The organism is Rhizobium sp. WSM4643 (assembly GCF_025152745.1).
Taxonomy (GTDB): domain Bacteria; phylum Pseudomonadota; class Alphaproteobacteria; order Rhizobiales; family Rhizobiaceae; genus Rhizobium; species Rhizobium leguminosarum_I.
In genome coordinates this window covers 576,810-593,924 of record NZ_CP104041.1, presented here as the reverse complement: position 1 = coordinate 593,924, position 17,115 = coordinate 576,810, and the positions used below count along the sequence as shown (strand labels likewise).

General features: G+C 60.6%; 18 protein-coding genes. 8 read left to right on the top strand and 10 right to left on the bottom strand.

Annotated elements, in window-relative coordinates; translation table 11 throughout:
* The first annotated feature begins 241 nt into the window (after positions 1-241).
* Positions 242-862 (top strand): hypothetical protein, encoded by a 621-nt coding sequence (locus N1937_RS26680; protein ID WP_260059717.1) that lies wholly within the window; start codon positions 242-244, stop codon positions 860-862.
* 112 nt (positions 863-974) lie between these two features.
* Positions 975-1,178, top strand: coding sequence for a cold-shock protein (locus N1937_RS26675; RefSeq protein WP_017967409.1), 204 nt, complete (start codon positions 975-977; stop codon positions 1,176-1,178).
* 398 nt (positions 1,179-1,576) lie between these two features.
* Here the strand turns inward: N1937_RS26675 and N1937_RS26670 are convergent, their stop codons facing one another.
* Positions 1,577-2,638, bottom strand: a complete 1,062-nt coding sequence (locus tag N1937_RS26670; RefSeq protein WP_260059400.1) for a YeiH family protein — start codon at positions 2,636-2,638, stop codon at positions 1,577-1,579.
* A 65-nt stretch (positions 2,639-2,703) separates the two neighbouring features.
* Here N1937_RS26670 and N1937_RS26665 point away from each other — a divergent pair, with 65 nt between their 5' ends.
* The 3 genes from N1937_RS26665 to N1937_RS26655 all read left to right on the top strand — a co-directional run bounded on the left by N1937_RS26665 (position 2,704) and on the right by N1937_RS26655 (position 5,730).
* Positions 2,704-3,627: a LysR family transcriptional regulator gene (locus tag N1937_RS26665; protein WP_260059399.1), complete on the top strand. Its 924-nt coding sequence runs from the start codon at positions 2,704-2,706 to the stop codon at positions 3,625-3,627.
* A 99-nt stretch (positions 3,628-3,726) separates the two neighbouring features.
* Complete coding sequence (locus tag N1937_RS26660) at positions 3,727-4,644, top strand: DMT family transporter (protein ID WP_162116363.1); 918 nt, start codon at positions 3,727-3,729, stop codon at positions 4,642-4,644.
* A 137-nt stretch (positions 4,645-4,781) separates the two neighbouring features.
* Positions 4,782-5,730 (top strand): IS630 family transposase gene (locus tag N1937_RS26655; protein WP_085991549.1). Its coding sequence is split into 2 segments (ribosomal slippage): positions 4,782-5,117 and positions 5,119-5,730, totalling 948 coding nucleotides; the frame shifts between segments, so codons are not numbered across the junction.
* 43 nt (positions 5,731-5,773) lie between these two features.
* On the opposite strand, the gene N1937_RS26650 is transcribed toward N1937_RS26655, so the two are convergent.
* The gene (locus N1937_RS26650; RefSeq protein ID WP_260059397.1) at positions 5,774-7,024 is read right to left on the bottom strand and encodes a DUF763 domain-containing protein; all 1,251 of its coding nucleotides are present in this window, start codon (positions 7,022-7,024) and stop codon (positions 5,774-5,776) included.
* A gap of 115 nt (positions 7,025-7,139) precedes the next feature.
* On the opposite strand from N1937_RS26650, the gene N1937_RS26645 reads away from it, so the two are divergent.
* Complete coding sequence (locus N1937_RS26645) at positions 7,140-8,645, top strand: phospholipase D-like domain-containing protein (protein ID WP_170256548.1); 1,506 nt, start codon at positions 7,140-7,142, stop codon at positions 8,643-8,645.
* On the opposite strand, the gene N1937_RS26640 is transcribed toward N1937_RS26645, so the two are convergent.
* A complete protein-coding gene (locus N1937_RS26640; RefSeq protein WP_162116360.1) occupies positions 8,592-9,554 on the bottom strand; it encodes a lysylphosphatidylglycerol synthase domain-containing protein in 963 nt (320 codons plus the stop codon). The genes N1937_RS26645 and N1937_RS26640 overlap by 54 nt on opposite strands.
* A 170-nt stretch (positions 9,555-9,724) precedes the next feature.
* On the opposite strand from N1937_RS26640, the gene N1937_RS26635 reads away from it, so the two are divergent.
* Positions 9,725-10,453: an endonuclease/exonuclease/phosphatase family protein gene (locus tag N1937_RS26635; RefSeq protein WP_170256693.1), complete on the top strand. Its 729-nt coding sequence runs from the start codon at positions 9,725-9,727 to the stop codon at positions 10,451-10,453.
* 21 nt (positions 10,454-10,474) lie between these two features.
* Here the strand turns inward: N1937_RS26635 and N1937_RS26630 are convergent, their stop codons facing one another.
* The 4 genes from N1937_RS26630 to N1937_RS26610 form a co-directional block, all read right to left on the bottom strand.
* Entirely contained in the window at positions 10,475-10,981 is a 507-nt protein-coding gene (locus N1937_RS26630; RefSeq protein ID WP_170256549.1) for a hypothetical protein, read from the bottom strand.
* A 74-nt stretch (positions 10,982-11,055) separates the two neighbouring features.
* Entirely contained in the window at positions 11,056-12,192 is a 1,137-nt protein-coding gene (locus N1937_RS26625; RefSeq protein ID WP_260059396.1) for an NAD(P)/FAD-dependent oxidoreductase, read from the bottom strand.
* 90 nt (positions 12,193-12,282) lie between these two features.
* Entirely contained in the window at positions 12,283-13,818 is a 1,536-nt protein-coding gene (locus N1937_RS31455; RefSeq protein ID WP_017967422.1) for an amino acid ABC transporter permease/ATP-binding protein, read from the bottom strand.
* A 90-nt stretch (positions 13,819-13,908) separates the two neighbouring features.
* Positions 13,909-14,736 carry an ABC transporter substrate-binding protein gene (locus N1937_RS26610; protein WP_170279667.1) on the bottom strand — a complete coding sequence of 276 codons (828 nt, stop codon included), beginning with the start codon at positions 14,734-14,736 and terminating at the stop codon, positions 13,909-13,911.
* Positions 14,737-14,918: 182 nt separating this feature from the next.
* Between N1937_RS26610 and N1937_RS26605 the strand changes: the two genes are divergently transcribed.
* A complete protein-coding gene (locus tag N1937_RS26605) occupies positions 14,919-15,989 on the top strand; it encodes a LacI family DNA-binding transcriptional regulator (protein ID WP_260059394.1) in 1,071 nt (356 codons plus the stop codon).
* Between the two features lie 8 nt (positions 15,990-15,997).
* Here N1937_RS26605 and N1937_RS26600 read toward each other — a convergent pair whose 3' ends face one another.
* The 3 genes from N1937_RS26600 to N1937_RS26590 form a co-directional block, all read right to left on the bottom strand.
* Positions 15,998-16,261 carry a hypothetical protein gene (locus N1937_RS26600; RefSeq protein WP_017967425.1) on the bottom strand — a complete coding sequence of 88 codons (264 nt, stop codon included), beginning with the start codon at positions 16,259-16,261 and terminating at the stop codon, positions 15,998-16,000.
* 134 nt (positions 16,262-16,395) lie between these two features.
* Positions 16,396-16,626, bottom strand: a complete 231-nt coding sequence (locus N1937_RS26595; protein ID WP_170256553.1) for a hypothetical protein — start codon at positions 16,624-16,626, stop codon at positions 16,396-16,398.
* A gap of 178 nt (positions 16,627-16,804) precedes the next feature.
* Positions 16,805-17,053, bottom strand: coding sequence for a hypothetical protein (locus N1937_RS26590; RefSeq protein ID WP_026154490.1), 249 nt, complete (start codon positions 17,051-17,053; stop codon positions 16,805-16,807).
* Positions 17,054-17,115 lie beyond the last annotated feature (62 nt).

Below are 17,115 nucleotides of genomic sequence, written 5' to 3'. Positions count from 1 at the left end.
TTTTTCGCCGAGCTTGTCCCTGAAAAGGGTAAAGATCGCTGCTCGCCAAGCAGGTCCGGGCCAGTCCGCCCGGCTGAGCCCAGCATTGAAAATGCCTTTTTCCACCCGCGCGAAGCCGCAAGATCCCAGGCGGGGCTGGACGAATGAACTCTACCGAGCGCAGGCAGCATCTTTTTCTTTTCGGCAAACCGCAGCATTGGCAGGCTGATCCTGTTGAAAACGCGTGCGCTGCGGCGAGCGAATACGTCCCATACGGAACCAATTCACCGCCGAGCGGTTATATGACACCCTCCTCCTCGATCAGACGAGCGTCGTTATGCGGATGTTACGCGGTCCGAAAGTTACTCAGCTGATGAAGGTCCTTGCATGTGCCATCGCCGTTGCGACGGCGTCGATAGTTATGGCCTGCGACGCCAAGGCCGACGAGTCCGCGTTCCTGAAGACACTGGCGGGAAATTGGAGCGGTAAGGGTACGGTGAAAGTGCGGACAAATGCACCCACCATGACAGTCACTTGCCGTTTCAAGTCGGATGCGAATGCAAGCTCCCTTGCACTCAATGGGCGCTGCACCAGTCTCGTGCTTTTTTCCCGTGTCATCAGCGCTAACCTCAAGGCTAGCGGTGGCACCTACACCGGCTCCTACGTGGGCGCGGGCACTGGCACTGCGGGTCTTGGCGGAAAACGCGCTGGTAATGCCATAAGCCTCGCGATCAGATGGGCGAAAGAAGTCAATGGCGATCGACTTGCGCAGATGACGATCGAAAAAACCGGAGCATCGGGCATGCGCCTCACAACCGTCGATACCGACCCCACGACAGGTCGATCGGTTGTTACGAGCCGCATTGAGCTACGTCGGAGCTGATATCTTTTTGCGTTCAAAAAGCCGCCAGTGTGCTAAAGGGTTGATAGAGAAGCCCCGAAGCTATAGTTTCGCCTTCGCAAATCGCTGAACGACACAAGGAAATAGTTATCTCATGCCGACAGGTACCGTTAAATTCTTCAATGACGACAAGGGCTTCGGCTTCATCACCCCTGAGGGTGGCGGGCAGGACGTTTTTGTTCACGTGTCTGCGCTGCAAAGCGGCGGGTCGCTCCGCGAAGGCGACAAGGTCAGCTTCGAAATCGGACAGGATCGCAAGACCGGAAAATCGAAGGCTGAGAACGTCTCGACCATCTGATCGAAAACCGAAGATGGCCCAGCCTGCGTTGAGCAGGTTGGGCTCGTCGTCATGGCGACCTGCGATGTCGCCCTCTTCCGCAAACGACTCCAGCCGGAGCGTTTCCGCCTGTCCCCGTGTCACGAAAACGCTCTATCTTTTTGTTCTGCGCAGTTCCGGGCGCAAGACCGCTCCGCAATATGCCGGAGTTGCTCTATAGTCGATTGGCGCGCAATAAGGTGTCACGAGAGAAATATCCCGCAAGCGTCCCATCGGCGGCTCTGACATGCACCCCCGGCATCTCACCGGAGAGGATGAGCGCCAAGGCGGAAACTCTCGACGAATTCATTGACGGGACGCGCAAGATTTCTTGCGGGTATCACATATTGAAAGCGGCGGCGGCCGTCCGGCATGATCGGTCAGACGATGTTCAGCAGCCCGATCAGGCAAAGCCCGAGAGCCCCTAACGCCAACAGCGACAGCGCCCCCGCTGCGAGGACACGACCGCCGGTATGGGCGACGGATCTGACATCGACGGAGAGGCCCAAAGCCGCCATGGCGGTGACGGTGAAGGCGGCAGAGACAGCCGCCATCCCGGGCAGCAGCGGCGCCGGGATCGCGTCGAGGGAACGAAGCGTCGCCATGGCTGCAAAACCGAGGATGAACCATGGGAGAACATAGCGGAGCTTGACTGGCGAACTGCCGGGACGGCAGCCATGGACTGCGCCGAGCACGAGGATGACGGGTCCGAGCATCATCACGCGGATCAGTTTGACGAGCGTGCCCACCTGAGTGCTGACGGCCCCGGCAGAGGCCGTGGCCGCCAAGACCTGCGGGACGGCATAGGCCGTCAGTCCTGCGAAAACACCATATTGTACGGCGCTGAGACCAAAAACCAGGTGAAGCAGCGGCAGCGTCAGCACTGCACCGATGCCGAGCACTGCGGTAAAGGCTATCGAGGCCGCAATATCGTCCGGTTTGGCGCCGATTACCGGAGCTGCGGCGGCAATTGCAGAATTGCCGCAGATCGAGTTGCCGCAAGCAACCAACGTCGCCAGGCTGGCCGGCAGCCCGAAGAGCCGCCCGATAACAAAGCTTCCGGCCAAAGACAGAGCAACCAGAACGGCAATTCCGCCGACCAGCGGCAGTCCAGCCTGCCTGATGGCAGCCATGCTGAGCGAGGCGCCGAGCAACACGACCGCAATCTCGAGCAAGGTCTTGGCGGCGAATTGGATGCCGGGAATGAAAGTCTGCGGCAGGCAGACCGAGGAGCGCACGGCAATGCCGATCAAAATGGCGAGCACGAGGTTCTCGATCCAATGCGAGCCGAAAACCATCATCTGCAGCTGTTCAAGGAGATACGCAGAGAGCGTGACTGCCGCACACAGGACGAGTCCCGGGAGGACGGCAGGAAGCGACAGGGAACGGGAGGCGGAAACGATCATCGGCGAGACCTTGCGCAAGACTACAATCTCCCACACCCAATTGTCGACTTCCATTGAATAGTTTAGGATCGTTCATTCGCTAAAATCGAACGATTGAATCAATGACGTTTGAACAACTTTCCATTTTTGTCGCGGTTGCGGAACGCGAGCATCTGACCAATGCCGCCTTTGCGATCGGGCTGACGCCCTCAGCCGTCAGTTCGGCTATCCGCAATCTCGAGACCTCCTATGGTGTCGAGCTTTTCCACCGCGTCGGACGCCGCATAGAACTGACATATGAAGGACGGGTGTTTCTGGGGGAGGCAAGAGCGACGCTGGCACGCGCAAAGGCCGCAGCGCTCGTCCTGTCCGATCTCGGCGGCTTGCAAAAGGGTGACCTGGTCGTTTTTGCGAGCCAGACGATCGCCAGCTACTGGCTACCGGCGATGCTGATGCGTTTCAAGATCCGCTACCCGGGCATTGACCTGAAGCTGATGATTGGCAACACGACCACCGCGGCAAAAGCGGTACTCGATGGATTGGCCGAAGTCGGGTTCGTCGAAGGCAGCGTCGATGAGCCAGCGCTGCACGTTCAGCCGCTTGCCAAAGACGAACTCCTTGTCGTCGTCGGTCCGCGCCATCCCTGGGCGCGTGGCAAACCAATTGCACCGGCAGAGCTGGTTTCGGGCACAAAATGGGTCATGCGGGAAAAGGGGTCCGGAACCCGATCGGCTTTCGAGGCGGCGATTTCCAATCTCGGCATAGGCCCAGGAGATCTGGCTGTCGCGCTGCAACTGCCGTCGAACGAGGCGGTCATATCGGCAGCAAGAGAGGGCCTCTGCGCGACGGTCGTTTCGGGAGCCGTGGCAGCACCACTCTTGACGCAAGGTCTCCTGGTCAAGGCGCGCTTCCCTCTGCCGTCCCGCCAATTTGCGATCCTGCGGCATAAACAAAGGCACGCCAGTCGCGCCTCGCTGGCGCTGGAAATGATTTGCTGCGAGGACAAAGCTGCCGAAGTCCAGAATTGGGATGATTGGGCGCTCTAGGCGCCTCATCCGCCACGCCGCCGGCTTGACATCGGCAGTGTTAAGGCTGAAGCCGCACTCGGCCGCGCATGCGCGGCCGTTTTTGCGAGGATGCGAGAGATGACGACCAAGACTGGCTTAGCCGATGCCGGAAACCTGATCATAACAGGCGTCGTGCTGATGCTGCTCGGCGATCTGCTCTTTGCGCTGAACGATGCAATGGGCAAGTGGCTGGTCGCCAGCTTTGCCGTCGGCCAAGTGCTGGTGATCCGCTCGGTCGGCGCCTTCATCGTGCTCGGACCAATGATCCTCCGGCAAGGGCCGATGGCGTTGTTCCGCGTCGAGCAGAAGGGCCTCCAGTTCATCCGGGTCTTCATGGCGACTGTCGATGTCGCCTTGTTCTACGCTGCCGTCGCCTATCTGCCGCTCGCAGATGTGATGACCTTCTATATGGCCGGGCCGATCTACGTTGCGGCGCTCTCGCATTTCTTTCTCGGAGAAAAGATCGGCTGGCGCCGTTGGCTCGCCGTTCTGACCGGCTTCGCAGGCGTCGTCATCGCGCTGCGTCCGTCCACGGCGATGCTGTCGCTTCCATCGCTCTTCGGACTTGCCGGCAGTCTTGCCTTTGCGCTGTCGCTGGTGATGAGCCGCTATCTACGCTCGACCAGCGACACGACGCTCGTGACATGGCAGACGGTCGCGGCGCTCGTCACCGGCATCGTCCTGAGCATCGGTCATTGGCAGCCGGCGGCGCTCATCGATTGGTCCGGCATGCTGCTGCTCGGCGTCGTCGCCTCCTGCGCGCATCTGCTCATCACCCGCTCGCTGAAGCTCGCACCGGCATCGCTGCTCGCGCCGCTGCAATATACGCTGCTGCTCTGGGCGATCGTCCTCGGCTACCTCTTCTTCAATGATATTCCCGATACGCAGATCATCGTCGGTGCCGCAATCATCGTCGTTGCGGGGCTCTTCATCTTCCATCGGAAGAATTTGAAAGAGACGGTTCCGGCCGAAGCCGTCCCGCCCGACGGTCATTGAGAACTGGTGCAATCGCAGCAAAGGCGCGAAGCGGTTTTATAAAGGGCTAGAGCGGTTCATCGCTTCTCGGAATCGCTAGATTCTCGAATCAGCAAATATGTGATTCCTGATGGGTACTGGAAAGGAGGCCAGTATCCATGACACGACCATATTCCAATGATCTTCGTGAAAGAGTTGTCGCTGCAGTTGCGGCCGGTCAGAGCTGCCGGGTGGTGGCGGATCGGTTCGATATAGCTGTTTCCTCTGTGGTGAAGTGGTCGCAGCGTTATCGAACGACGGGCAGCGTTACGCCTGGGAAGATGGGCGGCCATCGCCGGCGGGTGCTGGAGCCGCATCGTGCCTTCATCATCGAGCGGATTGAGAAGACCTCGCATCTGACGCTGCATCGTCTGAAGGACGAACTGGCGGCGCACGGCGTGACAGTCTCCCACAACGCCATCTGGCAGTTCATGCGTCGCGAAGGCTTCAGCTTTAAAAAAAACACTATTCGCCCTTGAGCAAGGCCGTGCCGATATCGCCCGGCACCGCAGGCGCTGGAAAGCCTGGCAAAGCCGTTTCGACCCGAGTCGTTTGGTCTTTATCGACGAAACTTGGATCAGAACCAACATGACGCCGTTGCGGGGCTGGGGGCCAAAGGGCAAAAGGCTGCACGGCTTTGCCCCGCATGGCCGCTGGCGAACGCTGACCTTCCTCGGCGCGCTCCGCTGCGATCGGCTAACCGCGCCCTGCGTCTTCGACGGCCCGATCAACGGCGAGTGCTTCCGCGCCTATGTGAGCCAGCAACTGATTCCTACCCTCAAATCCGGCGACATTGTCATCGCCGACAATCTCGGTTCTCACAAATCCAAAGCAATCCGGGATGCCATCAAGGCGGTCGGGGCAAGGCTGTGGTTCCTGCCGAAATACTCGCCCGACCTCAATCCGATCGAACAGACATTCGCCAAAATCAAGCATTGGATGCGCGAAGCTCAAAAGCGAACCAGCGAGGATACATGGCGCCATCTCGGGCACCTCGTCGAAACCATCAAACCAGACGAATGCGAAAACTACTTCCGCAATGCAGGATACGCTTCAGTCAAAACATGAACCGCTCTAGGGCATTTTCGTCACTCGGAAAGACGGAGATGTTCTAGCTCTCATCCGCGGGCGGCTCCTCCCAGCCGAAGACGCTCCGACCGCCGAAATCGGCGGATTGACGGAATTCGCCGGCGATGATTTCCTTGAGGTCTGGACCCGTCACATAGCGTTCCATCTGCCTGGATTGGTCGTCCAGGCGCTTGAGCGCCTGCAACTCCTCCTCGCGTCCGAGCCTGCCCTTCTGCACCGCCGTTTTCATCACGGCGATCGTCTCATCATAAACCTTGAGCGGGACCGGAAAAGGATGGCGATCCTTGCCGCCATGGGCGATCGAGAAGCGCGCCGGATCGGAAAAACGGCAGGGCGCGCCGTGGACGACTTCCGCCACCATCGCCAACGCCTCCACCGTGCGGGCGCCCACGCCTGGAACGAGTAGCAGCTCTTCGAAATCCGCTGGGCCGCGGTCGGCAGCGGCAGCCAGGTTTCCATGCAGCCGCCGCATGTTGACGTCGCTCTCGCGGACATCGTGATGGGCAGGCATGATCAGGTGCGGCAGCATCGGCTGTGCGGCAGGTTCGGGCGCCGGCTCTTCGGCACGCAGCAAGGCAGCGGCCTCGCGGATGATCCGGTCGGGACCGAGGGTCGCCAGCAGATCGAGCTGACCGCGTCGCGAGCGTTCCGCTCGCCGGTCGGCAAGATTGACGATTTCACCCTTGCTCCGTCCCTCGATTGCCGCATGCGGCGAATCCACGAAGCTCTCCAAGCCTTCGGACAACCAGTGATAGCGCCGGGCCTGCCGCTTGTCGCCGTTCATGCCCTGCTGCACGACCACCCAATGGCCGTCATCGGCGACGATGAACCCGTGCAGATAAAGATCGAACCCGTCCTGAAGGGCGGCGCTGTCGACCTTGGCTATAAGACGGCTCGTGGTCGCAAGCCCCTCGCCGTCGAGACCGACACGCTCGCCAATCGAGACGAGCTCCAGCGGCGTCTTGCGCGAATGCGCGCCGCGGCCGCCGCAAACATGCAGGCCGAGCTCGCCGGCACGCGGCTTCAGCCCGCGTTTCAGCGCGCCGAGAACGCTGGTCGTGATGCCGGAGGAATGCCAATCCATGCCCATGACCGCGCCGAAGGACTGGAACCAGAAGGGATGCGCCAGCCTGCGCAGGAATTCGTCGCGGCCATAGTGATGGACGACCGCCTCAGTGATCAGCGTCCCGAGCCGCGTCATCCGGTCGCCTAGCCAATGCGGCACGCGTCCTCCGTGAAGGGGAAGATCGGCGCTGCCTGCTCGTTGTGACATTTCGCTGTGTCAATCCTCTATGGCGGGCCGCCGCCCATTGCAACAGCCGCGTCCTGCGATCGGGAACCCGGTGAAATTCCAGGCGTTTGTTCTCAGTCGAGAGGCCGAGGCAAACATGACCGCATTTGAAACCATGTCCGATCAATCGTACCTGACCCGAACGAAAGCGCAACATCCGTGCGGCGAAAAACAAGAAAGCACGGCACGGCGCCTGCAAGGATATGCGGAAAAGGCTGCTTTCCTGATCAATGGTAACCGCTATTTCTCAGAACTGGCGCGTGCGTTGCGGCAGGCGCGACGCAGAGTTTGGATCATTGGGTGGGATTTCCATCCCGATATTCGGATCGAGCCCGAAAAATCCGACGAAACCTTGGCCGACCTGCTGCATTCCGTAGTAGCGACGAACCCCGACCTCGAAATACGCATCCTCGTTTGGGCGCTGGGGCCGATCTATTCGGACAAATCAATCCAGTTGCTTCGGAAGAAGGATTTTCCAAAGGATGACAGGATCGATCTGCGCTTCGACCTTCCAGGTACAGTACGCGGCTGCCATCATCAAAAGCTCGTCTGCATTGATGATGCCGTCGCCTTCATCGGCGGCATCGATCTGACGTCGCGGCGATGGGACACAAGGCGCCATCGCGTCATGGACAGGTGGCGGCGCGACCCTGGTGGCGAGCCCTACGATCCTCTGCATGACGTTCAGGCGATGACCACTGGCGATGCCGCCCGGATGATCGGCGACATCGCCAGGCGGCGCTGGGAAAACGCCACCGGCGAACGCCACCTGCCGTTGACTGAGAGCGTTCCCTTCACATGGCCCGCCAATCTCGCCGTTTCCATGCAGGAGATCCCGGTCACCTTGGCGCTGACCGAACCGTCGACCGCTTTTCGCAACGGCATCAGCGATGGCATCGCCATGACATTGGACGTCATCGCCCGGGCGCGGCGGCAGCTCTACGTCGAGGCGCAATACCTCGCCTCCTTCCGTGTCGCCGACGCCATTGCCGCGCGGCTGCAGGAGGAGGACGGGCCCGAGGTCATCATCATCTGCACGCGGAGCTCTCACGGCCTGATCGAAAAAATCGTCATGGGCGGCAATCGCGACCGCGTCATCCGTCGCCTCAAACGCGCCGATCGCGCAGCCCGCCTGCGCGTCTACTATCCCGTCGTGCCTGGGCCAGTGCAGAAAAAGGACAACGAGGTGGAGGTGCTCATCCACTCCAAGCTGATGATTGCCGATGATGAGCTGATCCGCATCGGTTCCTCCAATCTCAACAATCGCTCGGAAGGGCTGGATTACGAATGCGACATGCTGTTCGAGGCCGACAGCGGCGAACACCGCCGCGCGATCGCTGATCTGCGTAGCCGGCTTCTGGCGGAATATCTCGGCACCGCCCCGGAGACTTTTGCCGCAGCCTTCATGAGAAGCGGCTCGGTGGTCCAGGCAATCGACGCACTCAACGACGGGCCGCGAGGTTTGCGGGAATTCGCCGTCGATCTGTCGGGCAGCATTTCGCCGATTCGGGGTACTGGCCTCTTCGATCCGGCTCGGCCTTTCGCACCCCTAGACCGACTGGGCCTCGGGGCGCTCGTCCGCCTCCTCATCCGCCCCGCGTGATTTCCGCCGGAAGATTACCTCGCTGATAACAAGGAGCATGGTACCGAGCGCCAGCGGAATGAAGAAATAGGCACAGCGGAATGCAATCAGCGCTCCGATCGACGCCTCCTTCGGCACCGCGTAGGAGACAGTTGCCTCGAGCACGCCGAGACCGCCCGGAACATGCGTTGCGATGATCGCCGAATTGGCGAGCACGTAAGCCGTTACCGATCTGAAGAAGGCAACGTCGCCGAAGGTGGAAAGCATCTGATGCAGACAGGCGGAGACGAACATGAAGTTGATCGTCCCAATTCCGACCTGGGCAACCGCGATCGAAAATCGCGGCAGCTGAAACGACCAGCGCCACAGCCGCAACGTGCCGCGGACGAAAAGCGCCAGAGACGCATAGACGACCGGCACCATCAGCGCCAGTGAACCGAAGACACGGGCGCTTGCAGGATCGATGCGCAACAGGCGCCCGGCATCGCCGGGATTGATAATCATGGCGAGGCCGCCGAGCGCGATGAGCCCGAGCCCCACAGTGACACCGCAAAACAAGATGACTTTCGCCACGTCTTCCGTCGTCAGCCCCCAACGCGAATAGTACCGATAGCGGAAGGCGCCGCTGCTTAGTCCGGCAAATCCGATATTGTGGCCGAGCGAAAGGCTGACGAACGAGGCGAGTAGAATGTTCCGGTATGGCAAGGATTTGCCGAGCGAGCGGATCGCCAGGAGGTCGAAGCAACTGAGGCAGAGATAAGATGCCGCCGTAAACAGAAGCGCTGTGCAGAAGGTCAAGAATGGAATGCTGCGAACCGATTGGACGATCTCATCCAGGCTGTACTGTTGGAAGATCCGATAGAGAAGGAAGACCGCAAGACAAAGGGCGGCAATTAATAATCCATTCCAGATTATGCTTTTCAGGCTCATCTATTATCCATCCGAAGCGCGATGCGCAGATTTTGCGGGCGAGCGCTTCCCCCTGCCTTCGAAGAAAGCACGAAGGCGTTACGTCGATCATCTGGAACGATCAAACGAGTTCTGTGTTCCCCCGAAGGACAATTTCCATGTCCTGGGGGAACGAGCTTTCAGCGGGGCCGATGCCGGATCAATCAATCAAACTCCTGACCTATAATGTGCACAGCTGCATCGGCGGCGACCGGAAGCTCGATCCCGGCCGCATCGCTTCTGTCATCGCCGAGGCGAAGGCTGATATCGTCGCTCTTCAGGAGGTCGATGTTCTCCGGCGCAGGACCGGCGGTGTTGACCAGGCCCATGCGATCGCCTCGCTTTTGAAGATGCAGGCTCATTTCCATCCGGCGCTGTCGATTGCCGAGGAGCAGTATGGCGATGCGATCATCACGGCGCTGCCGACAGGCGCGGTCAAGGCCGGCCCGCTGCCATCCATTGGCGAACAGCGCGGCGCTTTGTCTGTCGAAATACTGGTCGGCGACAGAAAACTGCTGGTCGTCAACACCCATCTCGGCCTTCGTGGCCGCGAGCGCATCCGGCAGATGACGACATTGCTGAACCCCGGCTGGCTGCGCGGCACGGCGGATGAGCCTCTTCCAACCATTCTCTGCGGCGATTTCAACGCCATTCCGTCCTCGGCGACCTACCGACTTGCCGCGCGGTCATTGAAAGACGCCCAGCTCGCAGGCGGCGCCGCGCCGAAAGCGACCTTTCCGTCGCGCTACCCGCTGATGCGCCTCGACCACATCTTCGTCACTGACGATCTCATCGTCAAACAGGCGGCGGTCTTGGAAAGCCGCCTGACAAGGATCGCATCGGACCACCTGCCCCTGCTCGCCGAAATCGGCTTCGCCTGATAGTCATCGGCATTGATGACTTTACCGGGCGAGCTTCCGGTTCATCACCGCCGCCACCAACGGCAGCGCCGTCGTCGCCACGGCTGCCAGAGGCAACCTCATGATGCCGCGCGTGACGACGAAGGCCGCCGCCATAGCACCTGCCAGCTTGAGCCAGGGCTGATTGCCGAGCTGCGCATGGGCGCTGGCATCGGCCCATCGGACGTTCTCCGTAACAACGGTCGCGGCCTGATGTTTGATCACGTGAAGGCGAGCCCGTAGGTTTTCGAGTTCTTCTCTCAGTTCTTGCAAACGGCCTTCCAAGACATGACCTTCGTAGATCTGGAGGGGCTCCTCGACGGTGTCTGCAACGGAAGCATAACCACCGAGCGTCGCAATATATGCCCGATATTCGGCCTCGCTGGCGAAACCCTCACGTCTAATAAGATCAGGGTTGATGCTCGCCTCTTCAAAGGAGGCCGGCGCGGTTTCCACACCGTCGTGCATATCCTTGTTTGTGCCGGTGTCCCCGAGTTCGTCCTTGAACATGATGCGTCTCCAGTTGTTCCTGGCGATAGAACGCTCGAGGGCTCAGAAGGATGCATCGGCCTCCGCTCCTGCCTTCATCTTCGCGAGGCGCTGAAACGCTCCGGCCGAAAGTCCGCCAGCAGCTGATGGCGGCGTCCAGTGCCGATCTCGTCCGCCAGCAGTTCGCCGGCAATTAGGCCGAGGGTGGCGCCGCTATGACTGAAAGCGACGAAATAACCCGGGATCGAAGGCAGTTCGCCGAAGACGGGCTCGCCGTCGCCCGGAATGGGCTTCGGCCCGACCCCATAATCTTCGACCTCCAGCGCCGGATTGCCTTCGAGAACCCTGGAGGCCTCGCGCAGCAGCCCCTCCAGCGTCGATTGTCTGATTTCGTAGCTGCCGTCGGGCCTGACACTCACCTCTTCCTCGGACCAGGCGGAATCGAGCGCGAAGCCGCCGTTGGGCGTCGGCCGGATGGCGACGCGAGGGGTGTTGAGCACGGCCTTCAGCGGGTGGCGGATCGGCTTGGTCCGGACGAGAAGGGCGATCGGCGTTGCATCGCCGATATGCTGGCCGACCTCGGCCACGATTGCGGGGACGTCGCCGCCGGCAGCGAGCAGCACGGCATCCGCATCGCGGCGCATGCCGTCTGCCGTGATCACGCCACGGGCACGCCCGCTTTCGACGTCTACCGTCGCGCGACCCGCGTCCGTGACGATCTCGCCCCCCAACGTGCGGTATTCCTGCGCCAGCACGCCGATCAAGGACGGAAGATCGACCCAGCCCTCCCCGGGATTGAAGATCGCGCCTTGGCGCGTCACAGTACTCGCGTCCACACCTGGCGTTACCCCAGCAATTCTTTCCGGGGAGAGCCATTGCGCGTGATAGCCTAGCTCACGCTCATAGTCGAAGACCTCGGCGATCTCGTTGCTGGCATCGTCCGCATCCCAGGTCAAGCCGCCGTTGAAGCGCAGCCACGGCGCGTCGGGATTCCGGACAGCCAGCGTGCGGTAGCGATCTATGCCGGCCAACCGCAGCCGGTGATAGGCCTCGGTGCGTTTGCGTGCCGAGTTGAGCCAGGCGAGCGAACGGCCGGAGGCGCCATTGGCAAGCGGGCCGTTATTGACGAGCACGGTGCGGACCCCGAGCCGTGCCAGATGGACAGCGGTCGAGACGCCAAAGATGCCGCCACCGATGACGACGACCTTGGAAGGTTTGATGGAAGCATTCATGTCGATAACCTTGTTTTCTGCTCTTACTAGATGAAATCCGGCGCGCCGGCGTGAGGACGACCGGGAGCACCATGCGTTGCCTCAGGCGCTTCAGAGAACTTCAGCAAGGAAGCGCTTCAGCCGCTCGCTTCGGGGATTGTCGAAGATCTGCTGCGGGCAGCCCGCCTCGACGATGCGGCCCTCATCCATGAAGACGACCTGATCGGCCACCCTGCGCGCAAATCCCATCTCATGCGTCACCACGGCCATCGTCATGCCCTGGCGGCCGAGAGCGGCCATCAGGTCAAGCACACCTTTCACCAGTTCGGGATCGAGCGCACTCGTCACTTCGTCAAACAGCATGATCTCCGGATCCATGGCCAGCGCGCGTGCGATGGCGACGCGCTGCTGCTGCCCACCCGACAGACCTGCCGGCCGATGATCCCTGCGTTCTGCGAGACCGACCTCGGCCAGACGTGCCTCCGCGATGCGCCGCGCCTCCTGCCTCGGCATCTTCTTGATCTTGGTCAGCGAAAGCATGACGTTTTCGAGTGCCGTGTGGTCGGGAAACAGGTTGAAGTGCTGGAACACCATCCCCACGCGCCGGCGCAGCCTCTCTTGCTTCATCGCCAGGATGCTCTCGCCATCGAGCAGGATGTCGCCGCTTTTCGGTTCGACAAGCCTGTTCATGCAGCGCAGCAGCGTCGATTTGCCCGAGCCGGAAGGGCCGATGATGCAGGTGACGGTGCCGGCGGCGATGTCGAGATCGACACCCTTGAGCACGTCGAGATCGCCATAGGCCATGGTGAGGTCGCGGATGTTCAGGACGCCGCCTTTGAAGCGCGGTGTCCTCTCCTCGGCCGTGCCCGTGGGGTGGGGGCCGGCAGCGGCCCGCAATTCGCTTACCTCGACCAATCCGCTCGCAGCACCCGAGCCGCGGCCTTGTTTTCCGAGGCGCAGTCTCGCATCAATATAATTGACAAAGTGGGTCAGCGGCACGGTGATGACGAGATAGAAGACGCCCGCCAACAGCAGCGGTGACAGATTGCCCGTGACCACCGCCTGATCTTGCCCAACACGGAAGATTTCCCGCTCGGAGGCGAGCAATCCCAGGAAGTAGACAAGGCTGGAATCCTTGACGTTTCCGATGAATTGATTGACCAGCGCCGGCAGAACGCGCCTGATGCCTTGTGGAATGACGATCAGGCGCATGCCCTGGCCGTGGCTCATGCTGAGCGCCCGGCAGGCTTCCATCTGGCCGCGCTCGACGCTTTGAATGCCGGACCGGAAGATTTCGCCTATATAGGCTCCGGCAATCAGGCTGAGCGCCAGGATGCCGAGCGGAAATGGAGACGGACCGAAGATCTCGCGTCCGATCCGGGCAAAACCCTGGCCGATGATCAGGATCGTGACGATCGCGGGCAGCCCGCGGAAGATATCGGTGTAGATGCGCGCCGGCAGCCGCAGCCAGCGGGATTGCGAGATGCCCATCACAGCAAGCGCCATCCCGATGATGACGCCGAGCACGGTAGAGGCGGCGGCCAGGATCAGCGTGTTCTTCAGGCCGACGCTGATCATGCTCGGCAGAACGTCCGCCATGGCGTCCCAGTCCAGGAAGCTGCGGCGCAGATTTTCAAGCCAGTTCATTCAGATCCCCATGAATTCTTGCCCGGCGCAGACGCCGCCGTCCGGCAGAGCCTTGGTAAGCCGCCCACCATGAGCGGGCGGCTTGCGGCGTCACTTCTTGGGAAGATATTGTTCCGGCATCGGTGAGCCGGGGAACCACTTTTCGTAAAGGGTCTTCCAGGTGCCATCCTGCATCGCGTCGTGAAGCGCGCCGTTCAACGCCGTCCGGAAGGCATCATTTCCTTTTCGGACCACGAAGCCTGCCGGCGCATCGAAGGACGGGATGTTTACCGCAACCTTCAGTGCGGGATAGCGCTCGCCATATTGCTTGGCAGCCTCGTAGTCGAGAAAATGCGCATCGACCGTTCCGTTGTTGAGCGCGGCCACGCCGGAATTGTTGTCGGGGAATTTCACCAGATCAGTTCCCCCGAAATTCTTGGCTGCATAGACTTCCTGCAAGGTTCCCTGCACGACGCCGAGACGCTTGCCCTTGAGGCCATCGGCATCCTTGATACCGGCATCCGGGGTCAGGACGGAGAGATAACCGGCGAGATAGCCGTCGGAAAAGTCGACGGTCTTCTTGCGGGCTTCGGTGGTTCCGATCGCTGCAACGGCAACGTCGAACCTTTCGTTTGCGACCGACGGCAGGAGTGCAGAAAATTCCTGGCCCGTGAACGTCACCTTGTCTTTTGGAAAGCCGAGGCGGGAGACGACGTTGAGAAACAGTTCGATATCGAAACCTGTGAACTGGCCGTCCGCAGTCGCAAACGTATAGGGCTTGGAATCGCCCATCGTGCCAACGCTGATAGTCCCTGGCTCGATCAGGTTATAGGGATTGTCAGCCGCCGCTGCGGAGCCTGCGCCCATCGCAAGAAGGCATGTTAAAAGGCCAGCGCGCAATGGGGCGAGGGTGGCCACGAATGATTCAAAAGGCTTCATGTTCGTTCTCCGCTCTGAAAGGAATGCTCTTGTCGGCATCGTCGGGTCGCCCTGCCCCGCCACATATGCGGCTAAAGGCTTCCTGGACAAGATACCGGTCTCCCGTATAAAGAGACCGGTCTCATAGCATATTTGATATCCGTCAATTGACCGGCAGTCAACAACTCTTGTAGTCCTGGCCCATGGAAGATTCCGCTCATCCGAAACGTTCAGTCACGGTCGCCGACGTCGCGAAGGCCGCAAAGGTCTCGAAGGCCACGGCCGCCCGCGTGCTCGGAGGCTACGGCGTGGTCAGCTCCAAGGTCACAGATCAGGTCATGGCGGCGGCCGCTGCCCTCGAATATCGCCCGAACGAGCTCGCCCGGAGCATGAGCACCGGAAGATCCGGCATCATCGGGGTCGTAGTCGGCGATATCGAAAACGCTTTCTTTAGCCTGGCGGTGCGCGGCATCAGCGACGCGGCCCGCCTCGCGGGCTTCAACGTCATCATCGCCAATTCGGGCGAAGAACTCGATGCGGAAAAATCAGCCGTCGACCTCCTGATCGGCAAACGCGTCGATGGCCTGATCGTCACGCCTGCCCGTTGCGACAGCGTCGATCATCTCCAGCACGTCCGCCGCGCGGGCGTGCCATTGGTTCTGTTCGACCGGGCCATCCCGGAACTCGAAGTCGACGCCGTGACCGGCGACGACCGGAATGCGGCCATCACCGCGACCCGGTACCTGATCGGGCGAGGACATCGCCGCCTCGCCTACGTCTCTGCCATGGATGCCGGCGACGGTGGGCTCACCGATATTGGGTGGATCTCGAATTCCGCCGTGCGCGAACGCGTGGAGGGTTTTGTCAGCGTGCTGACCGAGGCGGGTTTGTCGAGCCCTCTTCATTATGTCAGGCTTGGCGCTACCGATCAGCATCAGACGGACGCCGTGATCAAACGCCTACTCTCGGATGGATCGCCGCCAACGGCGCTGCTGGCTTCAGACAGCCTCGTTGGTTTGCGCATCTTCAAATCGCTGCGGTCGCTCGGCCTGTCGATCCCTAAGGACGTCTCGATGATTTCGTTTCTCAACGCGGACTGGACCAGCGTCACCGTTCCGCCGATCACCATCGTCGACCAGCGCGTCTATGAGATGGGCAAGCTTGCCGGCGAACGGCTCGTCGCCCGCATCGAACGCACCCCCCTTGCCGTCGAACATCTGCGCGTCAGCACGAACCTCGTCGTGCGCGGTTCTGTCGCGACGATCGACCGGTGAGATCGCGGCTAATCATAGAGCTCGCCGTGACCGATCTGCGCCTGTCTGGCTGGTGTGTCGCTGATCGAGGGATCGTCGGCCGGATCGGGATCTCTCTTGTTGGCATCGCTCATAAACTGCGCGGCCTTAAGCAATGCCGCGGTGATTTCTTCGGTGCCCCATCCGGCTTCATTGGCAGCTGCGATCACCCTTTCCAAAGCGTCGCGTGCGGCAGCGGTCGCCTCTTCGAAGCGCTGCGCGGGGAATTCGGTCTTCGGTGATGGAAAGTTCATCGGCGTTCCCTCCATGTGTATGGCAGTTGGAGGATGAACGCAGGTCGCGGGAAATGGATGCACGACTATGGTGATTTAACCCGCGGAAGCCGGTTCGTACCCAACCGAAAACGGTCGACGACGTCTTTCCCGCGTCAGATGACGGTCTGCAATAGAAACGGCGAGCGCTCCACTGGACGCTGGGCAAGAATCCTCAGCATTGCGGGGCCTTGTATGCCACTGGTCGTGCACGAACGACCGTCGTGATAGACTACGGTCATAACCTGATTGAGAATATCGTACCTGATCTGTGCGATCGTTCGGGTGTGAACCGGAAAAATGAATTCATCGGGGCTAATTTCCAGCCCGGTGGTTTTCAAGGTCATCGCGATGCCTCAGCAACAATAGACATTTCGGCCCGACCGATGGTCTGAGCCCAACGGCGCCTATCAAGCACATATTGCTGCGACGGTCGCGTGACATCGGCGTGACAAGCAGAATCGAGATAATCAAATGCGGGCCGCGGGTCTCGTAGCCGTCGGTCGGAGGCCTGGCGATGAGCCGTCAGTGCACCGTTCTGCAGATTGCGTGCACGTGGGCACCTTTCAGCGAATATTCAACCGAGCGGACCAGCGAGCGGACGGCCTCGTCCACATTGAAAACAATGTCTCCGAGTCGCTCAATCTCATAGTCGAGCTCGTACACTTCTACCTCGTCAAACTCTTCACTCTGCAGCATCCGCCGCATCGCCTCGATCAGACGCTCCGTCTGCCCAACGATATCAAGTGCACTTCTCACGATAATATCGAACATGTAATCCCTCGCTGATGATGGAGCGTCGGGCATATCGATGATTTTCGCAATCCTGAAATCTT